Below are 18,070 nucleotides of genomic sequence, written 5' to 3'. Positions count from 1 at the left end.
AGGTACCAAGGCATGAAAAAGAGATTATTAACATCTTTAGTGTTAACGACTATGGTTATAGGGTCAACTAATAGCCTAAATGTTATGGCGATGGAGTGTAAACCTAATAGTCTTCGAGTATCCGGTGAAATATCTGTACCTAAAACTGCAGGTAATTTTGATGAGTTTTGGACTCCAGAAAATGAAGGGTTTTTAACTTCCGATGGAAAAGAGAAAATACATTCATTTAGGGAAAAGGTAGAAAAAGGCGAAAGATTATCTGAACATGAAAAGCATGAAATCAAAGAGTTAAAAGCAGAAGTAATAAAAACAAAGCTTGGTGAACAAAAGTTTAATGAACTTCAAAAGTTAATAGAAAAAAGAGAAGGTTCTACAGACTTGACTTTAGAAGAAAGAGCTAGATTATATGAGTTAGATAAAGAAGCAACAGGTAAGTAGATAATAAAGGCCTAATTTTATTCACAAAGAAAAGGATAATGAATTTAAAAATCATTATCCTTTTTAGATTAATACAACCAATTTTCTTTCTTCAAAATGAAAAACACCTTTTCCATTTTCACTATATATATTAACAGAAACTTATTAATAAAATATTAGTAATATTTATACATTAGTGATAAAATGGAAAAGACAAACACAGATAGAGAAATACTATAGAAGATATGATTTTGAAAGGACTGATATTTAATGGAAAAATACAAACAAGAGTTTATTGAATTTATGGTTGAAAGTAATGTATTAAGATTTGGTGATTTTACTACTAAAAGCGGTAGAAAGACTCCGTTTTTTATTAATACAGGAAACTATACTACAGGGGAGCAATTAAAAAAATTAGGTGAATTCTATGCTCAAGCAATAAATAAGCATTTTGGAAAAGATATAGATGTTTTATTTGGACCAGCATATAAAGGTATTCCATTAACTGTAACTACCGCTATCTCAATGAATGAATTATATGATATGAACGTTGAATATTGTTCAAATAGAAAAGAAGTAAAAGATCACGGTGAGGGAGGCATATTATTAGGTGCTAAGTTACAAGATAATTCAAATGTAATAATAGTTGAAGATGTCATGACAGCAGGAACTTCTATATATGAAACAGCTCCTATATTAAAATCACAAGGAAATGTTAATATAAAAGGACTTATAATTTCAGTAGATAGAATGGAAAAAGGTAAATCAGATAAATCAGCTCAGCAAGAAATAAAAGAAGTATTTGATATTACAACTTATTCTATAGTTACTATGCAAGAAGTTGTAGAGCATCTTTATATGAGAGAAATAAATGGAAAAGTATATATAGATGATGCTATGAAGAATTCTATAAATACATATTATGAGAAATATGGAGTAACTTATAAAGCTCAATAAATAATGAAAATAATACGGTTTATTTAGATAGTACTTTTCTATTTAAATAAACTGTTTTTTTTTGTTAATTTAATGTAATATTCAACTGGTTAATGTGAAATTTTAACACAAACTATAATATAATGTTATTAGTACTATAAAGGGGATGTAATAATTGTACCAATTTATGTTATGGTTTTATATCTATAGTTTTTTAGGTTGGATATGTGAAACTATTTACTGTTCAATTCCAGCTAAAAAATTTGTTAAAAGAGGGATGATAAAAGGTCCTATATGTCCTATTTATGGATTTGGAGCATTATTTGTTATCACATTATTAGATAAATATAGAGGGAACATTTTCATTATATTTATTTTGGGTTTGATTATGACATCAATATTAGAATTTTTTACATCCTTTTGTTTAGAAAAAGTATTTAATCGCAAATGGTGGGATTATTCTAAAAATAAATTAAATATAAAAGGTAGAGTGTGCTTATTAAATTCAACAATGTTTGGATCTTTATCCGTTTGTTTAATTGAATTTATACACCCCATGATATCTATGATTATAATAGAAGTACCTATATATTTATTGAATAAGATTACTAGAGGAATATTAGCCATATTTATAATAGATACTGGGCTAACCTTTTTAAATTTATATAAAACTAGAAAAGAGATTTTAAATTAAAATAATAGAGGGCTTAAATGCTCTCTATTATTTTATATAGGAGAATTTTTAATAATAAATTGAAGCAGTTCTATAGCTAAAGGAGTTATATCTTCTGTATCTATACTACTTAAATCATGATCACTTTTATCTAAAGAAACTAATTTTGTTTTGGTAGATACATTTAATAACTTTTCATAAAGAATAGTAGAGTTTTCGTATGGAACAAGTTTATCATTTTTGCTATTTATTATAAGAGTTTCAGGAACGCCTTCTTTTACATAATTTATTGGACTATATTTATATTGTATATCATTTAAATTTGATAAAGAATATAATTTTTCAGCTATAACATTATCAACAGCCTTTATATCTAAAGTAGATAAATCTGTTGGTCCAAAAATATCAACTACATATTTTATTTTAGAGGCGTAACTAGATAAAGATTCATCACCTATAAATTCATTATTATCTGAATAAGCAGATAATAATGAAAGATGAGCTCCTGCTGAAAATCCTATTATACCTACTTCTTCGGTATTAAACCCATAGTAGTCTTTATTCTTATTAATCCATCTTATAGTATCTTTTACATCTGAAATTGGTTTATCTAAAGTAATACCATCTTTTAAAAGTTCATATGAGGTACTTATTACGGTATAACCAGATTCTCTAAAAGCATTTAAGACAGGAGACAGTTCTTTAGGGATTGCTTTATTGCCATATAACCAACTTCCACCATGAACAAATACTATAACTGGAGAGCCATTTTCAAGCTTCTTTTTAGGTCCAAATATATCTAGTGTTAAATCTACACCATTTTGACCTTTATATACAACGTCTTTATAGTCCATATTGTCTAAAGGTGTATAACAGGTTAAACCTTCTATAGATTCAAAATCTTCTTCTATTTTAAAATAATTTTTCGCTATGTTTACACATAAGTTAATACGATTTTTAAAAGTAAATAATAGTGTACCAATGCTTACTATACATATGAGAATAGTTATAGAAAGTATCTTAAAAATTTTTTTCATAAATAATTACTGAGTCCTTTCTTTAATATTTATATTATCTCAATTAATATTATAACCATAAATATAATTAATAATAATAAATATTAAATTTTTTTCATAGAATGTAAGAGGAATATAGTTTTAAAATATATCAAAGGGGGATGAAGCTACCTTTGTAGCATAAATTTATGAGGGATTTAAGTATTAGTAAAAAAGATATGTTTTATATATCTTTATCAGATTATACAGAAGAAATTGCTATTAACTTAGCCAATAAAGAAAAGAAATTAATATTTCGTACACAGGGAGAAGCTAATAAAATTGAATCTATAGTAAATATAGTTATAGATAGTCTTATAAAAGGTAAGCGTGTATTAATAGTTAATGATGATATTAATGAAATAAATTTACTTGAAGATCACTTATCCATTATTAAAGGTAAGTATTTAAATATTAATATTAAAGAAAATATAAAAATGACTATACTTCAGAAAACTTATAGAGAGATTTTTAATTTATCTCAAAATACAGGAAAAACAACCATAAGCAAGCTAAATTTATTATCAAAAAATATTGAAAAAAAGATAGATTCCTTAGTAGATATACATAATATATTAAATACCAAGGGATATTGTAAACTTACTTTATTAGAGATGTATAATTTAAGCAATAATATTGATAATATAGAGGAATATAACTATTATAGACCGTATAGAATAAAAAAACCTTTTATAAATTATAGTTATGAAATACTAAACAATAAGATAAGTAACATATTAAAAAATAATATTATTAAAAATTATATTAAGTATAGAAAGTTTTATGGAAATAAAATATTTAAAAATTTAAACACAGATATTAATGAAGATTATCTAGATATAGCTTTAAGAAAATTAGGAGTATTAATAAATAATCCTTTAGCTATGGAATTGCCATTATTTAAATCAAAATATACAGAATACTTTATAGATAGATTTATAGATAGATTTATAGATAATGAAAATATTTCAGAAATAGAAATTGAGAATTTTGCTAAAGATATAAATGAAAAATTAAATAGATATATTTTAACTAATAAAAAATCTCTAAATAAAAAATTTAATCCATTGTATTGGATTAATTATAGAAAATATAAAAATATGCGTAGTGAATATAGAATTGAGTTTAAAAAACGTGAAGATAGGGTGGTTTTAGAATATAAAGAAAACTTACAGAATATAAAAATATATATAAAGGCTTTCGATTTTTTAAGATATGTTTTAGTAGAAGAAGAATATCTACATTTTATTGAAAAAGTATTAAAACAAGATAATGTTACACAATACTTAATATCATTAAAAGATAACCTAACAATCTTCAAAAACTTTAATATTATAACTGAAAGTATAAATAAATTAGATGATACTGAAAGAGAAATTCTAGATTATTGTTATAATAATCTAGAAAATAAAAATGAAATGGAAATGTTATTAAAAAATATACCTAATTTTCATATATTGCTTAATATAGAAGAAATACAAGTTAAGCATAGTAATATTATTGATAAATATAAAGCTTATAGTGATATTTTAGAAAATATAAATCTTACTATAGAAAATCGAAGTGCTCTTATTCCTCAAGGAATAAAATATATATGGGATGCTAAAATCTTAAAGAGTATTGAATATAGTAATGATAATTTAGAAAAATTAATAGGCTTTTTGGAGGAGACTAGATATTTAAAAAAGGAATCAGAGATAAAAATAGATTCAAAAATTATAGATATTATAAATAATACATTTCCTTGTGTTATTTCAAATTCTTCTATGGCAAAAGATATAATAGAAAATAATATTGAAGAGTTTGATTTAATTATTACATGCAATACTGAAAATATAAATGATGAGTTTTTATATAAATTGGACAAAAATAATACTAGATATATAATCTTTTCTAATAAAGAATTAAATTTAAAAGATGAAAATATAAAACAACATATTATAAAAACTATAGATATAGAAAAAAATTTATCTTTATTAATTAATGATAATAAAGATGTAACTTATAATAATAGAATTCAAGAAGAAGTATATAATATTTTGATTAATTCTCAATATTTAGTGAAAACTAATATTTTGTTAGAAGATAATATATTACCTTTAGTTGTATTTGATAAAAAGGATAAAAATCCTATACTAGTTATAGATTTTGACAATCTTGTTTATAGTGAAAATTATAGGGTTTTAAAGAATGATATATATATTAATAGACTTTTAGAGAAAATGAATATTAAATATTTTAGAGTGTGGAGTATTGATTGGTGGAAAAATAAAAATCTAGTTATAAATAGTATATATGATATAATTAAATAGTTATTATAAAAGATAGGTATTATATAGATACCTATTTTTTATACGAAAGTTTTACAAATGCAATTGTTGACATAAATAGGAAAATAGCCTATATTTAATATATTATTAATATTAGTTAGATTTTACATATAAATATGCAATATTTAGGAGGAATCTATGATTAAAACAATAAAAAATATAGAAAAAGAAATTAGTTCTATAGAAAAAATAAATATAAATGATATAAAAGGTAAGAGGGCATTAATTATTGTAGATATGGTAAAAGGATTTTATAGTGTTGGGGCATTATCTTCACCAAGAGTATCTAGAGTTATTAATCCAATAGTAGAATTAGCAAATAAATTAAAAGATGATGAAAAATTATTTTTTATAGATAGTCATAAAGAAAATTCCGTTGAATTTAGAAGCTATCCTAAGCATTGTATAAAAGATAGTGAAGAAGAAAAGCTTATAGATGAAATCCAAGAGCTTACTAATCTAGATAAGACAACTATTGTAAAGAAGAATTCAATAAATGGCTTTCATTCAATAGGATTTAAGAATTGGCTTAATAGTAATAAAGATATAGATACTTTTATAATTACAGGGGTATGTACAGATATTTGTGTAGAAACATTTACGCTAAGTTTAGCTACATATTTTAATGAAATGAATTTAGAGAAAGATATAATAGTTCCAATAAATACTGCAGAAACATATGATTTTGGAAATCATAATGGAGATTTAATGAATTTAATTACTTTTTTTAAGCTTAAATCAAATGGTATAAAAGTTGTAAAAAATATAGAATTATGTTAAATTATTAACTAACTAACATCGGAGGATATTTTAAATGAACAGAATAAACTTGTCAGAAACTAGAAATATGACTATGCTTATGGATTTTTATGAACTTACAATGAGCAATGGCTATTTAAATAATGATTTAGGCAATAAGATAGTATATTTTGATGTTTTTTTTAGAAAAGTTCCAGAAAAAGGTGGATTTGCTATTATGGCAGGTCTTCAACAAGTTATAGAATATATAAAAGGATTACGTTTTGAAGAAGCAGATATTAATTATTTAAGAAACTTAGAGATATTTAAAGAAGAATTTCTAGAGTATTTAATAAACTTTAAATTTACTGGTGATATCTATTCTTTTGAAGAAGGAACGCCTATTTTTCCAAATGAGCCAATTTTAACTGTAAAGGCCCCAGTTATTGAAGCTCAACTAATTGAAACTATGATATTATTAACATTGAATCACCAATGTTTAATAGCAACTAAAGCTAATAGAATAGTTAGAGCTGCAAATGGGCATGGAGTAATGGAGTTTGGAGCAAGAAGAGCTCAAGGATATGATGGAGCTATATATGGAGCTAGAGCAGCTTATATAGGCGGGGCTTTAGGTACAGCAACTGCATTAGCAGGAGAGTTATTTGATATACCGGTATTTGGGACAATGGCTCATAGCTGGGTTCAATTATTTGAGAATGAATATTTGGCTTTTAAAACATATGCTGAAAACTATCCAGATGCATGTACACTTTTAGTAGATACATATTCTGTTTTAGAATCTGGAATTCCTAATGCAATTAAAGTTGCTAAAGAGGTTTTAGAGCCTAGGGGATACAGGTTAAAAGGCGTTCGTCTTGATAGTGGTGATATGGCATATTTATCAAGAAAGGCTAGAAAAATGTTAGATAGTCAAGGTATGACTGACTGTAAAATAGTTGCTTCTAACTCTTTAGATGAATATACTATAACTTCTTTATTTAACCAAGGAGCCAAAATAGATCTTTTTGGAGTAGGAGAAAGATTAGTTACATCTAAAGCAGAACCAGTATTTGGTGGTGTATATAAATTAGTAGCGGTAGAAAATAATGAAGGAGTTGCTGAAGCAAGAATAAAAATATCAGAGAATCCAGAGAAGGTAAGCAATCCTGGACATAAGAAAGTATACAGATTTTTTGATAAATATTCAAATAAAGCTTTATGTGATGTAATTACATTAGCGAATGAAACAATAGAAGAGAATAAGCCATATACTATTTTTCATCCTGTTCACATATGGAAGAAGAAAAAACTAACTAATTTTTATATAAAGGAGTTACAAGTCCCTGTCTTTATAAATGGAGAGCTCGTTTATGAATCGCCAAATCTTAAAACAATAAGAGAAAGATGTTTAAGAGAAGTAGATACTTTATGGGATGAAATAAAGAGATTTGAAAATCCACATACATATTATGTTGACTTATCATCAGATCTTTGGAATTTAAAAGATGAATTAATAAAAAAATTAAGCGTAAAACCAACTAATTAAAAGTTGGTTTTTTATTTAAATTCCTCTTGATTTTATTTGTTTAAGAGTATATTATATAATATAGTAAAAAGAATAAGACAGTTCGGAAGCCTCCTGTCTCAAAACAAAACTAGGTTAAATTAATTACATTGTTATATAAATTATTTGTAATGATTTTATCTAGGGGGTTACACGTTGTAATCTCCTATTTTTATAATTATGTATTAAATTTAATTAGAGGGGGTAGTGTATTTAGCTCCCTCTAATATTTTATAAATTAGTAAAGGATGGATTTTAATTTGGAAAACATTTTAACAAAAAGATTAGTAAAAACAGCTGTGGTAGCAGCATTATACACAGTTTTAACAGTAGCATTAGCGCCTATTAGTTATGGACCAATACAGTTTAGATTATCAGAACTTATGGTTTTATTAGCATTTTTCGACCCTTTCTATATAGGAGGTCTAACATTAGGATGTTTACTATCCAATATTTTTGGTGGATATGGACCTATGGATATGATATTTGGAACAATTGCTACATTTTTAAGTGTTTCTTCCATAGCATTAACAGCTAAATTATTTAATGGAAAGAAACTTTCCTTAATAATAGCTTCTATATGGCCAACATTATTTAATGGTTTAATAATAGGATGGATGTTAAACTTTGTTGCAGGAGCGCCACTAGTTTTAACAATGTCACAAGTTGCACTTGGAGAGTTTGTAGTTGTAACTATAATAGGAGTTCCAATAGCTACTATTATAAAGAGAAAGTACGGTAAAAAAATAAGTATAGTATAAAAAGTACCTAGTAATTAACTAAAGGTTATTTACTAGGTATTTTTATATATTATACTATGTTATAATACCAGTATTGTATTTTTTATAAAGGGAGAGTCATATGAATTTATTAACATTAGAAAATATAAATAAAACATATAGTGAAAAAGTTCTATTAAAAGATGTGTCTTTAGGGATAAATTCTGGAGATAAAATTGGTTTAATCGGAGTTAATGGAGCAGGAAAATCTACTTTTTTAAAGATTCTTACAGGAAGAGAAGAGTTTTTTGAAGGAACAGTTGTAAAGGGAAAAAATATAAGAATTGAATACTTATCTCAAAATCCAGAGTTTAAAGCTGAAGCAACAGTTTTAGAACAAATATTTAGAGGGGATACTCCAGAAATGAAATTAATTATGGAGTATGAAAACTTACTTGAAAATATAAATAGTGGCATAATGGATGAAAAAAGTAATGATAAGTTAATAAAGCTTCAAGAAAAGATAGATACTATGAATCTTTGGGATTTAGAAAGTGATGCAAAATCAATACTTACTAAACTTGGAATAAATGATTTTAATGCTAAAATGGGGAAGCTATCTGGTGGACAAAAGAAAAGAGTTTTCTTAGCATCAGCTTTAATTACTCCTTGTGAACTTTTAGTATTAGATGAGCCTACCAATCATTTAGATGCTGAATCTATAGAATGGCTTGAAGAGTACTTAAACTCAAGAAAAGGTGCTCTTTTAATGATTACACATGATAGATACTTCTTAGATCGTGTAGCTAATAAGATATTAGAGTTAGATAGAGGAAGTATGTATTCTTACGAAGGAAATTATAGTGATTTTCTTGAAAAAAAAGCAGAGAGAATACAAATAGAAACTGCAAATGAAGAAAAAAGAAAGAAATTAATAATCAAGGAATTAAAATGGGTAAAAAGAGGTGCAAAGGCTAGAACAACTAAACAAAAAGCAAGGTTACAAAGATTTGATGAGTTAGTTAATAAAGAGTATATTGAAGTAAAATCTGATATAGAAATGCCTTTTATAGGGAGAAGACTTGGAAAGAAAATTATTGAATTAAATAATATATCTAAAAGTTTTTCTAATAAAAATCTTATAAATGATTTTAGTTACATATTTTTAAGAGATGATAGAATCGGTATAATTGGAAAAAATGGAATGGGAAAGACAACTCTAATAAATATAATCCAAGGTTTAATTAAACAAGATTCTGGAGATATAGAAATTGGAGATACAGTTAAGATAGGTGCGTTTACTCAAGATTCTATAGATATGAATATAGATATGAGAGCTATCGATTATATAAAAGAAGGGGGAGAAAGAATCCCGACAGATGAAGGTAATGATATTACAGCTTCTCAATTAGCAGAAAGATTTCTATTCGATGGAACAATGCAATACACTCCAATTGGCAAACTATCTGGAGGAGAAAGAAGAAGGCTTCAATTATTAAGAGTATTAATGGAAGCTCCTAATGTATTAATTTTAGATGAGCCTACAAATGATTTAGATATAGAAACATTGAAAATACTGGAAGATTTTCTAGACGAGTTTATAGGAGTTGTATTAGTAGTATCCCATGATAGATATTTCTTAGATAGAATTTGTCATAAGGTATTTTCCTATGAAGGGAATGGAAATATCAAAGAGTATCTAGGTAATTATAGTGATTTTTTAATAACAAAAGAAATAGAAAAGGATAAGCAAAAGGAATTAAATTTAATTACTAAAAAATCATCTTCTGATTCTAAAAAAGAATATGTTAAAAAGAAAGATGAAAGACCTAAGTTTACTTTTAAAGAACAAAAGGAATATGAGGAAATACATTCAGTTATTGAAAAAATAGAGGATAATATAGTAGCAATAGATAAAAAGATGGAAAAGAACTTTTCTAACTATGGCTTATTAAATGAACTTACAACAGAAAAAGAGTCATTAGAGGAATTATTATTAGAAAAGTATGAGAGATTAGAGTATCTTGAAGATAAAGCAGAAAAGATAGAAAAATATAGAAATTAATTAATAAGCTCAGCATATTAAAACTGAGCTTATTAATTAACTGTAAACTTTTACTAGGGCTATTTAATAAAGTATATGTTTATAATATAATATAGTACATAATAAATATTATATTTATAATACTATATAAATTAGGGGGCTATTATGAAAAAACTAGGTATGATTTTATTATCTATATTTACTCTTGAAGTTATTATTGCAGGATGTTCAGATAAGAGTGGTGGAAATGAATTGAAAGATAATTTATCACTTAAAGATGTAATAACAAAAGTAGAAGAGGCTGCACCAATGCAAATGCCAATGGAAGCTGATGAAGAAATGGCTAAAGATATATATCATTTAAATTTAGATGATATAGAAGATTATTATATAAAAAGTGCTATGGTAATGAATTCAGCAGATAATACTGTAATTGTAAAAGCTAAAGAAGGTAAGGTAGATGATGTGAAAAAATCTTTAGAGAATAGGTTATTAGATGTTCAAAAATCTTTTGAACAATACTTACCAGATCAAAAAGAAAAAGCAGCTAATGGTAAGATATTAGTAAAAGGTAATTACGTTATTTTATTAATAAATGATGATATAAAAGCAGCAGAAAAAGCTGTATATAGTTGTTTTGAAACAAAAAAATAAATTGAGTTAGTAAAAGCTAGATTGTTAAGTTAACGCTTAATATCTAGCTTTTGATTTATATAAATAGGTGATAATATGGTTTTTAGTAGTATTGTATTTATATTTAGATTTTTACCCTTTGCGATAATTTCTTATTTTCTAACACCAAAAAAGTTTAAGAATTTTTGTATAATCATTTTGAGTTTATTATTTTATTCTTTTGGAGAGCCTAAATATTTTCCGATTATTATTATTTCTACATTAATAGATTTTTTAGTTTCAAATCTAATAGAAAAAAATAGAGAAAATAAAAGGTTATGTAGATTTATGTTAATAATCTCTTTGGTGTTTAATTTAGGTATATTATTTTTCTTTAAATATATAGATTTTTTTATAGAGAATTTGAACATTATTTTTAATACCTCAATTTCAAAAATGTATTTAACATTACCCTTAGGAATAAGCTTTTATACCTTTCAAACATTATCATACAGTATTGATGTATATAAAGGTAAAGTAAAGGCTGAAAAAAATATTATTGATTTTGCTGCTTTTGTAGCACTATTTCCTCAGTTAATAGCAGGACCAATAGTTAAGTACACTGATATAAACAAACAATTAAAAAGAAGGAATACAACATTAGAAAAATTTGAAGAGGGAATAGAGTATTTTATTGTAGGGTTAGCAAAAAAAGTACTTATTGCAAATAACATAGGAATGCTTTGGGATGAAGTTAATTTATTAGGATTTAATAATATCTCTACTCCTTTAGCTTGGATTTCTATTATAGCTTTTTTATTTCAATTATACTTTGATTTTAGTGGATATTCACATATGGCAATAGGACTTGGAAAAATGATGGGATTTGATTTTCCAAATAATTTTAATTATCCTTTTATATCTAGAAGTATAAAAGAATTTTGGGAAAGGTGGCATATTACTCTTGGATCTTGCTTTAAGGAATACGTCTATATACCATTAGGAGGAAATAGAGTATCTAAAAAACGAAGGTACTTTAATTTATTAATAGTATGGGTTTTAACAGGTCTTTGGCATGGAGCAGAATATAATTTTATAATATGGGGAATATTATTCTTTATTTTAATATCTATTGAAAAAGCAGGATTTATAAAATTTTTAGATAAACATATAATAATATCACATATTTATGTAATATTTTTTCTTATAATAGGATTTTCTATATTTGCCATAAGCGACTTAAGCAATCTTACATTGTTTTTAAAAAGACTCTTTGTTTTTAAAGGCGGTATAGATTATATATATATTACTTAAAAAATTATATCATAATGATTTTTACTGCTTTTATTTTTGCAATCCCCTTACCTAGAAATATATATATTAAATATAGAAAAATAAAACTATTGAAATCTATTTTAATGTTAATTTTATTTATATTATCTATAGCCTATCTTGTAGATTCTACATATAATCCTTTTTTATATTTTAGATTTTAGTGGAGGAAAGGTTAAATGTTAAATAGAATATTTAAATACCCATTAGTACTATTTTTTATTTTAATAATTGTAAGTCTTACTATTTTTGATTTAATAGAACCAATTAAATACTTTTCTGAAGTTGAAAATAGATCTCTATCTAAAAAGCCTGGATTTACATTATACAATTTATTTTACAATGATTATTTTAATGAGTATAATAAGTATATTAATGATCAATTTATATTTAGGGATTATTGGATTGATTTAAAATCAAGAATAGAATATACTTTAGGGAAGTATGAAAATAATGGTATAGTATATACTAAAGATAATTTTATGTTTGAAAAGTATCAAAATTTAAATGAGGATAGATTAATCTCTAATTTAGAAATAATAGATAATTTCTTAGGTGATTTTAAAATAAACTCAACGTTAATGATAATACCAAATTCTTATGCTATATATAGTGAACAAATTCCCGTGGGTTTAAAATTAGTAGATCAAAAAGAGATAATAAATCAGATTAATGGTTATTATAAAAACTATATAAACATACCAGATCTTATAACTCCACTTATTAAAAATAAAGATAATTATATATATTATAAGACTGATCATCATTGGACTAGTTACGGAGCTTATATTGCTTATTGTGAGTATATAAAATCTTTACAATTAAAACCAATAGATGTAGATAACTTAACACAAAATACTGTAGCTGATTTTTATGGAAGTTATTTTTCAAAAGCTAAGTTATTTAATGCATCTAGTGATACTATAACATATTTTAAAAATGATAATCTAGATATACTAATAGATGGTAAAAGTTATAAGGGATTACATGATTTAAATAAATTTGATAAAAGAGATAAGTATTCAGCTTTTTTAAGAGGCAACAATGGATTAACAATTATAAAAAATAATGATATAAGTAATGATAGGAAGAAAACAAAACTATTAGTCATTAAAGACTCTTATTCTAATTGTTTTATTGATTTTTTAATTTATAACTTTGAAGAAATATACGTAATAGATTTGAGAAGTTATAATAAAAAATTAAGTGAATTTATGAGAGAAAACTCTTTTACTGATATTTTAATAATGTATAATTTTATAAATATAGCTGATGATGTTAATATATCAAAACTCAAATATTAATGTAAATGGGGGAGGAATAATAATGGAAATACATATTGGGATAAAAGGGCAAAGAGAGCCTTTAATTTATAAAGGAGATAGGATAGATATTTTAGATTTTACGTTAAATCAAGTAGAATATAAACAAATAAGAGTTTTTAAAGGGGGATTTTCTAAATCTGAATTAATAAAAAAATCTCTAATAATAAAAATACAAGAAAAAAACTAAGTGCCAATAGGCACTTTTTTTGTTCTAATAGATAATATTTATTCATATATTTATAACATTAAGATACTAACAGCTATATAATTAATTACTTGTGAAAAATAGTATCTTGTTAAAGACACATACAGCTTTTATACACAATCTCCTTTATTATAAATAGTTAGTGTCTTGTAAAACAATAGAGAAGGGATGATAGTATGGCACGTAATTTTATAAGTAAATTTAGAGAAGGATTATACAAAGTATCTGCTATAGAAGACTTACAAAATGATGAGGACACATCTGCTATTCTTGAATTTCTTCAAGTAGCTAAAAGACTTAGAAATTCAGAGGAAGATAATATAATTGAAGTCTTTAGGAGAGCTTTTTTTTCAAATAAATCATTATCCATGAAAGCCTTATTTTATGTAAGAGATAAAGAAAATGGACTAGGGGAGAGAAGAATCTTTAGAGTGTTAATTAAGTATTTAGCATTGACATACCCAGATGATATTAGAAAGAATCTACATCTCATACCTAAATATGGAAGATGGGATGATTTTTATGCCTTATTTTATACTCCCTTAGAGGATAATGTTATTTCAATTTTTAAAAGACAGATATTATTAGATTCAAACTGTAAAAGTCCAACAACATTAGGGAAATGGTTAAAATCTGAAAATACCTCATCCAAGGAGTCAAGAAAATTAGCTAAAAGAACTAGACAATTATTAGGTTATTCTTCTAAAGAATATAGGATGATTTTAAGTAGTCTTAGAAGAAAAATAGGTATTATAGAAAATATACTTAGTAGAAAAAAATATGAAGATATAAAATATTTTAATTTCTCCTTAGAGACTATAATTAGATATAAAAAAGCTTTTATAAGAAATGACAGAAATGAATTTAAGAAATATTTAAAAAGTATTGAGAAAATAAAAAAAACTAAGAATATTAATTTCAATGAAAAAACATTAAATCAAACTCCTGTTGACATCATAAGTGATTTTTTAGAAAATACCAACTCTAATAACAATGATATTTATTCTAATCTATGGAATATGGTTTGCGATAACTATACACCTTATATTAAAGATACTTTTATAATTATTGCTGTTAGTGGAATAGGGTGCAATAATTATAAAAAGGCTTTTGAAATTGCTATAAGCAATATTCTTATGTATCATAAATTTAATACAAATAGATTTAAAGATTATTATATGTATTTTGATAAAAATCCTAAGTTTGGAAAGATTCGATGTAATAGTTTTCAACAACAAATTAAAAATATTCATTATACAAACTCTTTTGCTAAATGTAATATAAGTGCTGCGTTGGATATGTTATTATTTACAGCGTTAAAAGAAGGGTTAAATCATAAAGAATTACCTCAAAACATTCTTGTTATATCAGATGATCCAACTTGCAAAGATTATTTAGATAATAAGATACAAGAAAATATTAAAGAAAAATGGAAATTAGCTAAATTTTTAATACCTAAGATAAAAATTTGGATAATAGATGATTCTAATAAAGAAAAGAACATTAAAAATATAAATGAAAATGTTTTAATAACTGGATATAGTAAAGAGTTGTTTAAGTTATCTATAAAAGGGGAAGAGGTTTCTGAGGAAATGCTATTGATAAAAACTTTAGAAGATATGTATGAAGATGTTATATTATAATTTTTATAGACGCTCTAAGAGTGTCTATAAAAATTACTTTACATAACAAATAATATGGTAAAATACCACTTTAGATAATTTGGGAAATAATTACAATTTACCAAAGGGTCTTGTTCATAAATTCGAATTTGTAATTAATTAACAATTGTTAATTAATGTGTGAATATAATTATTCATTAATACTGTATAGCAATTTTATATTGTAAAATATATAAAATTATGTTTTATAACATTATTCTAATTTATATTACAAAATGAATTTCAAAATAAATCAAATATACTTAACTTCAATTAAATTAATTTTAAAATTTATTTTATCGATAAAATTGATTTAGCAATAATGAATTAGTAATTTGCTTTTAATAAGAGCTAATATAACTTTGTTAGATTCATTTATAAGTGTAATTAAAAAATCTTTTATTAATATAAAGTCTAAAATTAAAATATAAGTACTAGATTAATAAATATCTTTAATTATATATAATTTCATAAAAATAACTTCGCTAAATATACATTTAGTGAAGTTCGTTATATTGAAAAATAAAAATGGCTATGATATAATAAAATCAAGGGTTTACAAGGTATCGGAGGTATAAAAAATGAATAATTCGCGAAATAAAACATATAAATATAAAGATTTTGATTACCAAGTCAAAATTAAGGAGTTATTATCAGTAGAATTAAATAATTCTGATTTAAAAAAGATAGATAAAATCTTTAAAAACTATTATGAATTAAATTCAGAACGTGGATACAAATACATAATTAAAGATCTATATATATTAGTTGAGAAACAAAAACTAACAACTAGTCAAATAGCTACCATATATGATACAGGTGTGAGAAATGTTCAGAATTGGCTAAAAGAATTAGGACTTAACAAAACTAGCAAAAAAGCTAAAAAAACTAAAGCTAAAAACATTGATTTAGTTTTCGATTCTGTTAAAAAATCAAATTCAAATACAACTAACATAGCGTCTAAGTTTGGTATTCAAATATCTGAAACTGAAAAAATGCCAGAGTGTGTTGTTGATTTTTTAAATTACTTAGAAACTATTAAAGGTAAATCTACTAATACTGTTGCGGGTTATAAAGTTGATTTAACATTATTCTTTAGATTTTTAAAAGTATATAAAGGATTTATAATAGATGAAAATATGGAATTTGAAGAAATTGATATTTCTGATATAAATAATAGTTTTATAAAGAATGTTAAATTAACTGACATATATGCATTTTTAGCTTATGTTGAAAAACAAAGAAATAATGGAACTTATGCAAGAGCTAGAAAAGTCGCTACTTTAAAATCTTTTTTTAAATTTTTAAATGTAAAAGCTAAAATTATTGAAGAAAACCCTACATTAGAATTGGAATCCCCTAAGATAAATAAACGTCATCCAGTGTATTTAACCTTAGATCAAAGTATAGATTTGTTAAACTCTTTAGATAGAAATGATAATAATTTTCAAAGAGATTATTGTATTCTTATTTTATTTTTAAATTGTGGTATGAGACTTTCAGAATTATGCTCTATTCAAATAAATAAAATCAAAGGAGATACATTAACTATAATAGGAAAAGGTAATAAAGAACGTACAGTATATTTAAATGATGCTTGTTTAAAAGCTATACAAAATTATATGGCTGTTAGAGATGATTCTAAGGTTATAGATAATGAAAAAAACTTTCTTCTACTCTCCTCTCGTAATAAACCTATAAATAAAAGAACTGTTGAACTTTTAGTGAAAAAACATATAAAAAATGCGGGATTTATAGATAATAAATATACTCCTCATAAATTAAGACACACAGCTGCTACACTTATGTATAAACATGGAAATGTTGATATTAGAAGCTTACAAAATATATTAGGTCATGAAAATATATCTACAACTCAAATTTATACTCATGTAGATGATGAAACTTTAAGAGATGCCGCTAAATCAAATCCTCTATCAAAATTATAAAGTTATACGTATTAATTATTATGTAAAGTTAAAAATAAAACTACCAAGTTAATGGTAGTTTTATTAATTATTTAGATTTTAACTTTCTTACACCTGGAAATACTTCCTCAGTAAGTTCTTCTAAATTCATTTCATCAAAGAAATCTCCATCCTCTAAGTACTCAATATGATCAAAAGCATCTATATATTCAGAGTCAGACTCATTTTCTTTTAGAAATTCTTCTGCTGTTTGAGCTATTTGGGAATTGTTTTCAGTAATTTTAGCCTCCTCTAGAGCTTTTTTTAATTCAGCTTCTAAATATTCATTTTCTTCTACAGTTTTTGCAATATCCTCTATATTTATAGCTCTTATATCTACGCCTTGTTCTTCTAAACATTTACCACAGTTATCGCATATTTTATTTTTATTTAAATCACAATAATCATCTTCAGTGTATTTATCTTTTTTCATAATTGCACCACCTAATAATTTATAATAATTGTTTAAAACAATCAAATTTCATTATA

General features: G+C 24.5%; 15 protein-coding genes and 1 pseudogene. 14 read left to right on the top strand and 2 right to left on the bottom strand.

The window, feature by feature from the left end:
• Positions 1-12 precede the first annotated feature (12 nt).
• The 3 genes from BTM21_RS05700 (at position 13) to BTM21_RS05690 (ending at position 2,047) form a co-directional block, all read left to right on the top strand.
• Positions 13-438 carry a DNA/RNA non-specific endonuclease gene (locus tag BTM21_RS05700; protein WP_079481357.1) on the top strand — a complete coding sequence of 142 codons (426 nt, stop codon included), beginning with the start codon at positions 13-15 and terminating at the stop codon, positions 436-438.
• Positions 439-687: 249 nt separating this feature from the next.
• A complete protein-coding gene (gene pyrE / locus BTM21_RS05695; protein ID WP_021875671.1) occupies positions 688-1,374 on the top strand; it encodes an orotate phosphoribosyltransferase in 687 nt (228 codons plus the stop codon).
• 154 nt (positions 1,375-1,528) lie between these two features.
• The gene (locus BTM21_RS05690) at positions 1,529-2,047 is read left to right on the top strand and encodes a putative ABC transporter permease (RefSeq protein WP_197685102.1); all 519 of its coding nucleotides are present in this window, start codon (positions 1,529-1,531) and stop codon (positions 2,045-2,047) included.
• Positions 2,048-2,079: 32 nt separating this feature from the next.
• On the opposite strand, the gene BTM21_RS05685 is transcribed toward BTM21_RS05690, so the two are convergent.
• Complete coding sequence (locus tag BTM21_RS05685; RefSeq protein WP_096145372.1) at positions 2,080-3,063, bottom strand: alpha/beta hydrolase; 984 nt, start codon at positions 3,061-3,063, stop codon at positions 2,080-2,082.
• Between the two features lie 167 nt (positions 3,064-3,230).
• Between BTM21_RS05685 and BTM21_RS05680 the strand changes: the two genes are divergently transcribed.
• The 11 genes and pseudogenes from BTM21_RS05680 to BTM21_RS05630 all read left to right on the top strand — a co-directional run bounded on the left by BTM21_RS05680 (position 3,231) and on the right by BTM21_RS05630 (position 17,563).
• The gene (locus BTM21_RS05680) at positions 3,231-5,393 is read left to right on the top strand and encodes a Superfamily I DNA and RNA helicase and helicase subunits-like protein (protein ID WP_021875674.1); all 2,163 of its coding nucleotides are present in this window, start codon (positions 3,231-3,233) and stop codon (positions 5,391-5,393) included.
• 156 nt (positions 5,394-5,549) lie between these two features.
• Positions 5,550-6,191 (top strand): cysteine hydrolase family protein, encoded by a 642-nt coding sequence (locus BTM21_RS05675; RefSeq protein ID WP_021875675.1) that lies wholly within the window; start codon positions 5,550-5,552, stop codon positions 6,189-6,191.
• Positions 6,192-6,225: 34 nt separating this feature from the next.
• Entirely contained in the window at positions 6,226-7,698 is a 1,473-nt protein-coding gene (locus BTM21_RS05670) for a nicotinate phosphoribosyltransferase (protein WP_021875676.1), read from the top strand.
• Positions 7,699-7,976: 278 nt separating this feature from the next.
• Positions 7,977-8,477, top strand: coding sequence for a QueT transporter family protein (locus tag BTM21_RS05665; protein ID WP_242944843.1), 501 nt, complete (start codon positions 7,977-7,979; stop codon positions 8,475-8,477).
• 100 nt (positions 8,478-8,577) lie between these two features.
• Positions 8,578-10,500 carry an ABC-F family ATP-binding cassette domain-containing protein gene (locus BTM21_RS05660; protein ID WP_021875678.1) on the top strand — a complete coding sequence of 641 codons (1,923 nt, stop codon included), beginning with the start codon at positions 8,578-8,580 and terminating at the stop codon, positions 10,498-10,500.
• Positions 10,501-10,644: 144 nt separating this feature from the next.
• A complete protein-coding gene (locus tag BTM21_RS05655; RefSeq protein WP_021875679.1) occupies positions 10,645-11,133 on the top strand; it encodes a DUF4358 domain-containing protein in 489 nt (162 codons plus the stop codon).
• Positions 11,134-11,208: 75 nt separating this feature from the next.
• Positions 11,209-12,587 (top strand): annotated as a pseudogene (locus tag BTM21_RS05650) (MBOAT family O-acyltransferase).
• A gap of 15 nt (positions 12,588-12,602) precedes the next feature.
• Complete coding sequence (locus BTM21_RS05645) at positions 12,603-13,727, top strand: DHHW family protein (protein WP_242969959.1); 1,125 nt, start codon at positions 12,603-12,605, stop codon at positions 13,725-13,727.
• 22 nt (positions 13,728-13,749) lie between these two features.
• On the top strand, positions 13,750-13,935 hold the full coding sequence (locus BTM21_RS05640) for a hypothetical protein (RefSeq protein WP_021875683.1): 186 nt from the start codon (positions 13,750-13,752) through the stop codon (positions 13,933-13,935).
• Positions 13,936-14,129: 194 nt separating this feature from the next.
• A complete protein-coding gene (locus tag BTM21_RS05635; protein WP_021875684.1) occupies positions 14,130-15,596 on the top strand; it encodes a DUF2828 family protein in 1,467 nt (488 codons plus the stop codon).
• Between the two features lie 1,013 nt (positions 15,597-16,609).
• A complete protein-coding gene (locus BTM21_RS05630; RefSeq protein ID WP_242944855.1) occupies positions 16,610-17,563 on the top strand; it encodes a tyrosine recombinase XerC in 954 nt (317 codons plus the stop codon).
• 67 nt (positions 17,564-17,630) lie between these two features.
• Here the strand turns inward: BTM21_RS05630 and BTM21_RS05625 are convergent, their stop codons facing one another.
• A complete protein-coding gene (locus tag BTM21_RS05625) occupies positions 17,631-18,014 on the bottom strand; it encodes a hypothetical protein (protein WP_079481360.1) in 384 nt (127 codons plus the stop codon).
• Between the last annotated feature and the right edge of the window lie 56 nt (positions 18,015-18,070).

It is taken from the genome of Clostridium chauvoei (assembly GCF_002327185.1).
Taxonomy (GTDB): domain Bacteria; phylum Bacillota; class Clostridia; order Clostridiales; family Clostridiaceae; genus Clostridium; species Clostridium chauvoei.
The sequence above is the reverse complement of the archived record's forward strand: the minus strand, read 5'-3'. Positions and strand labels throughout refer to the sequence as shown.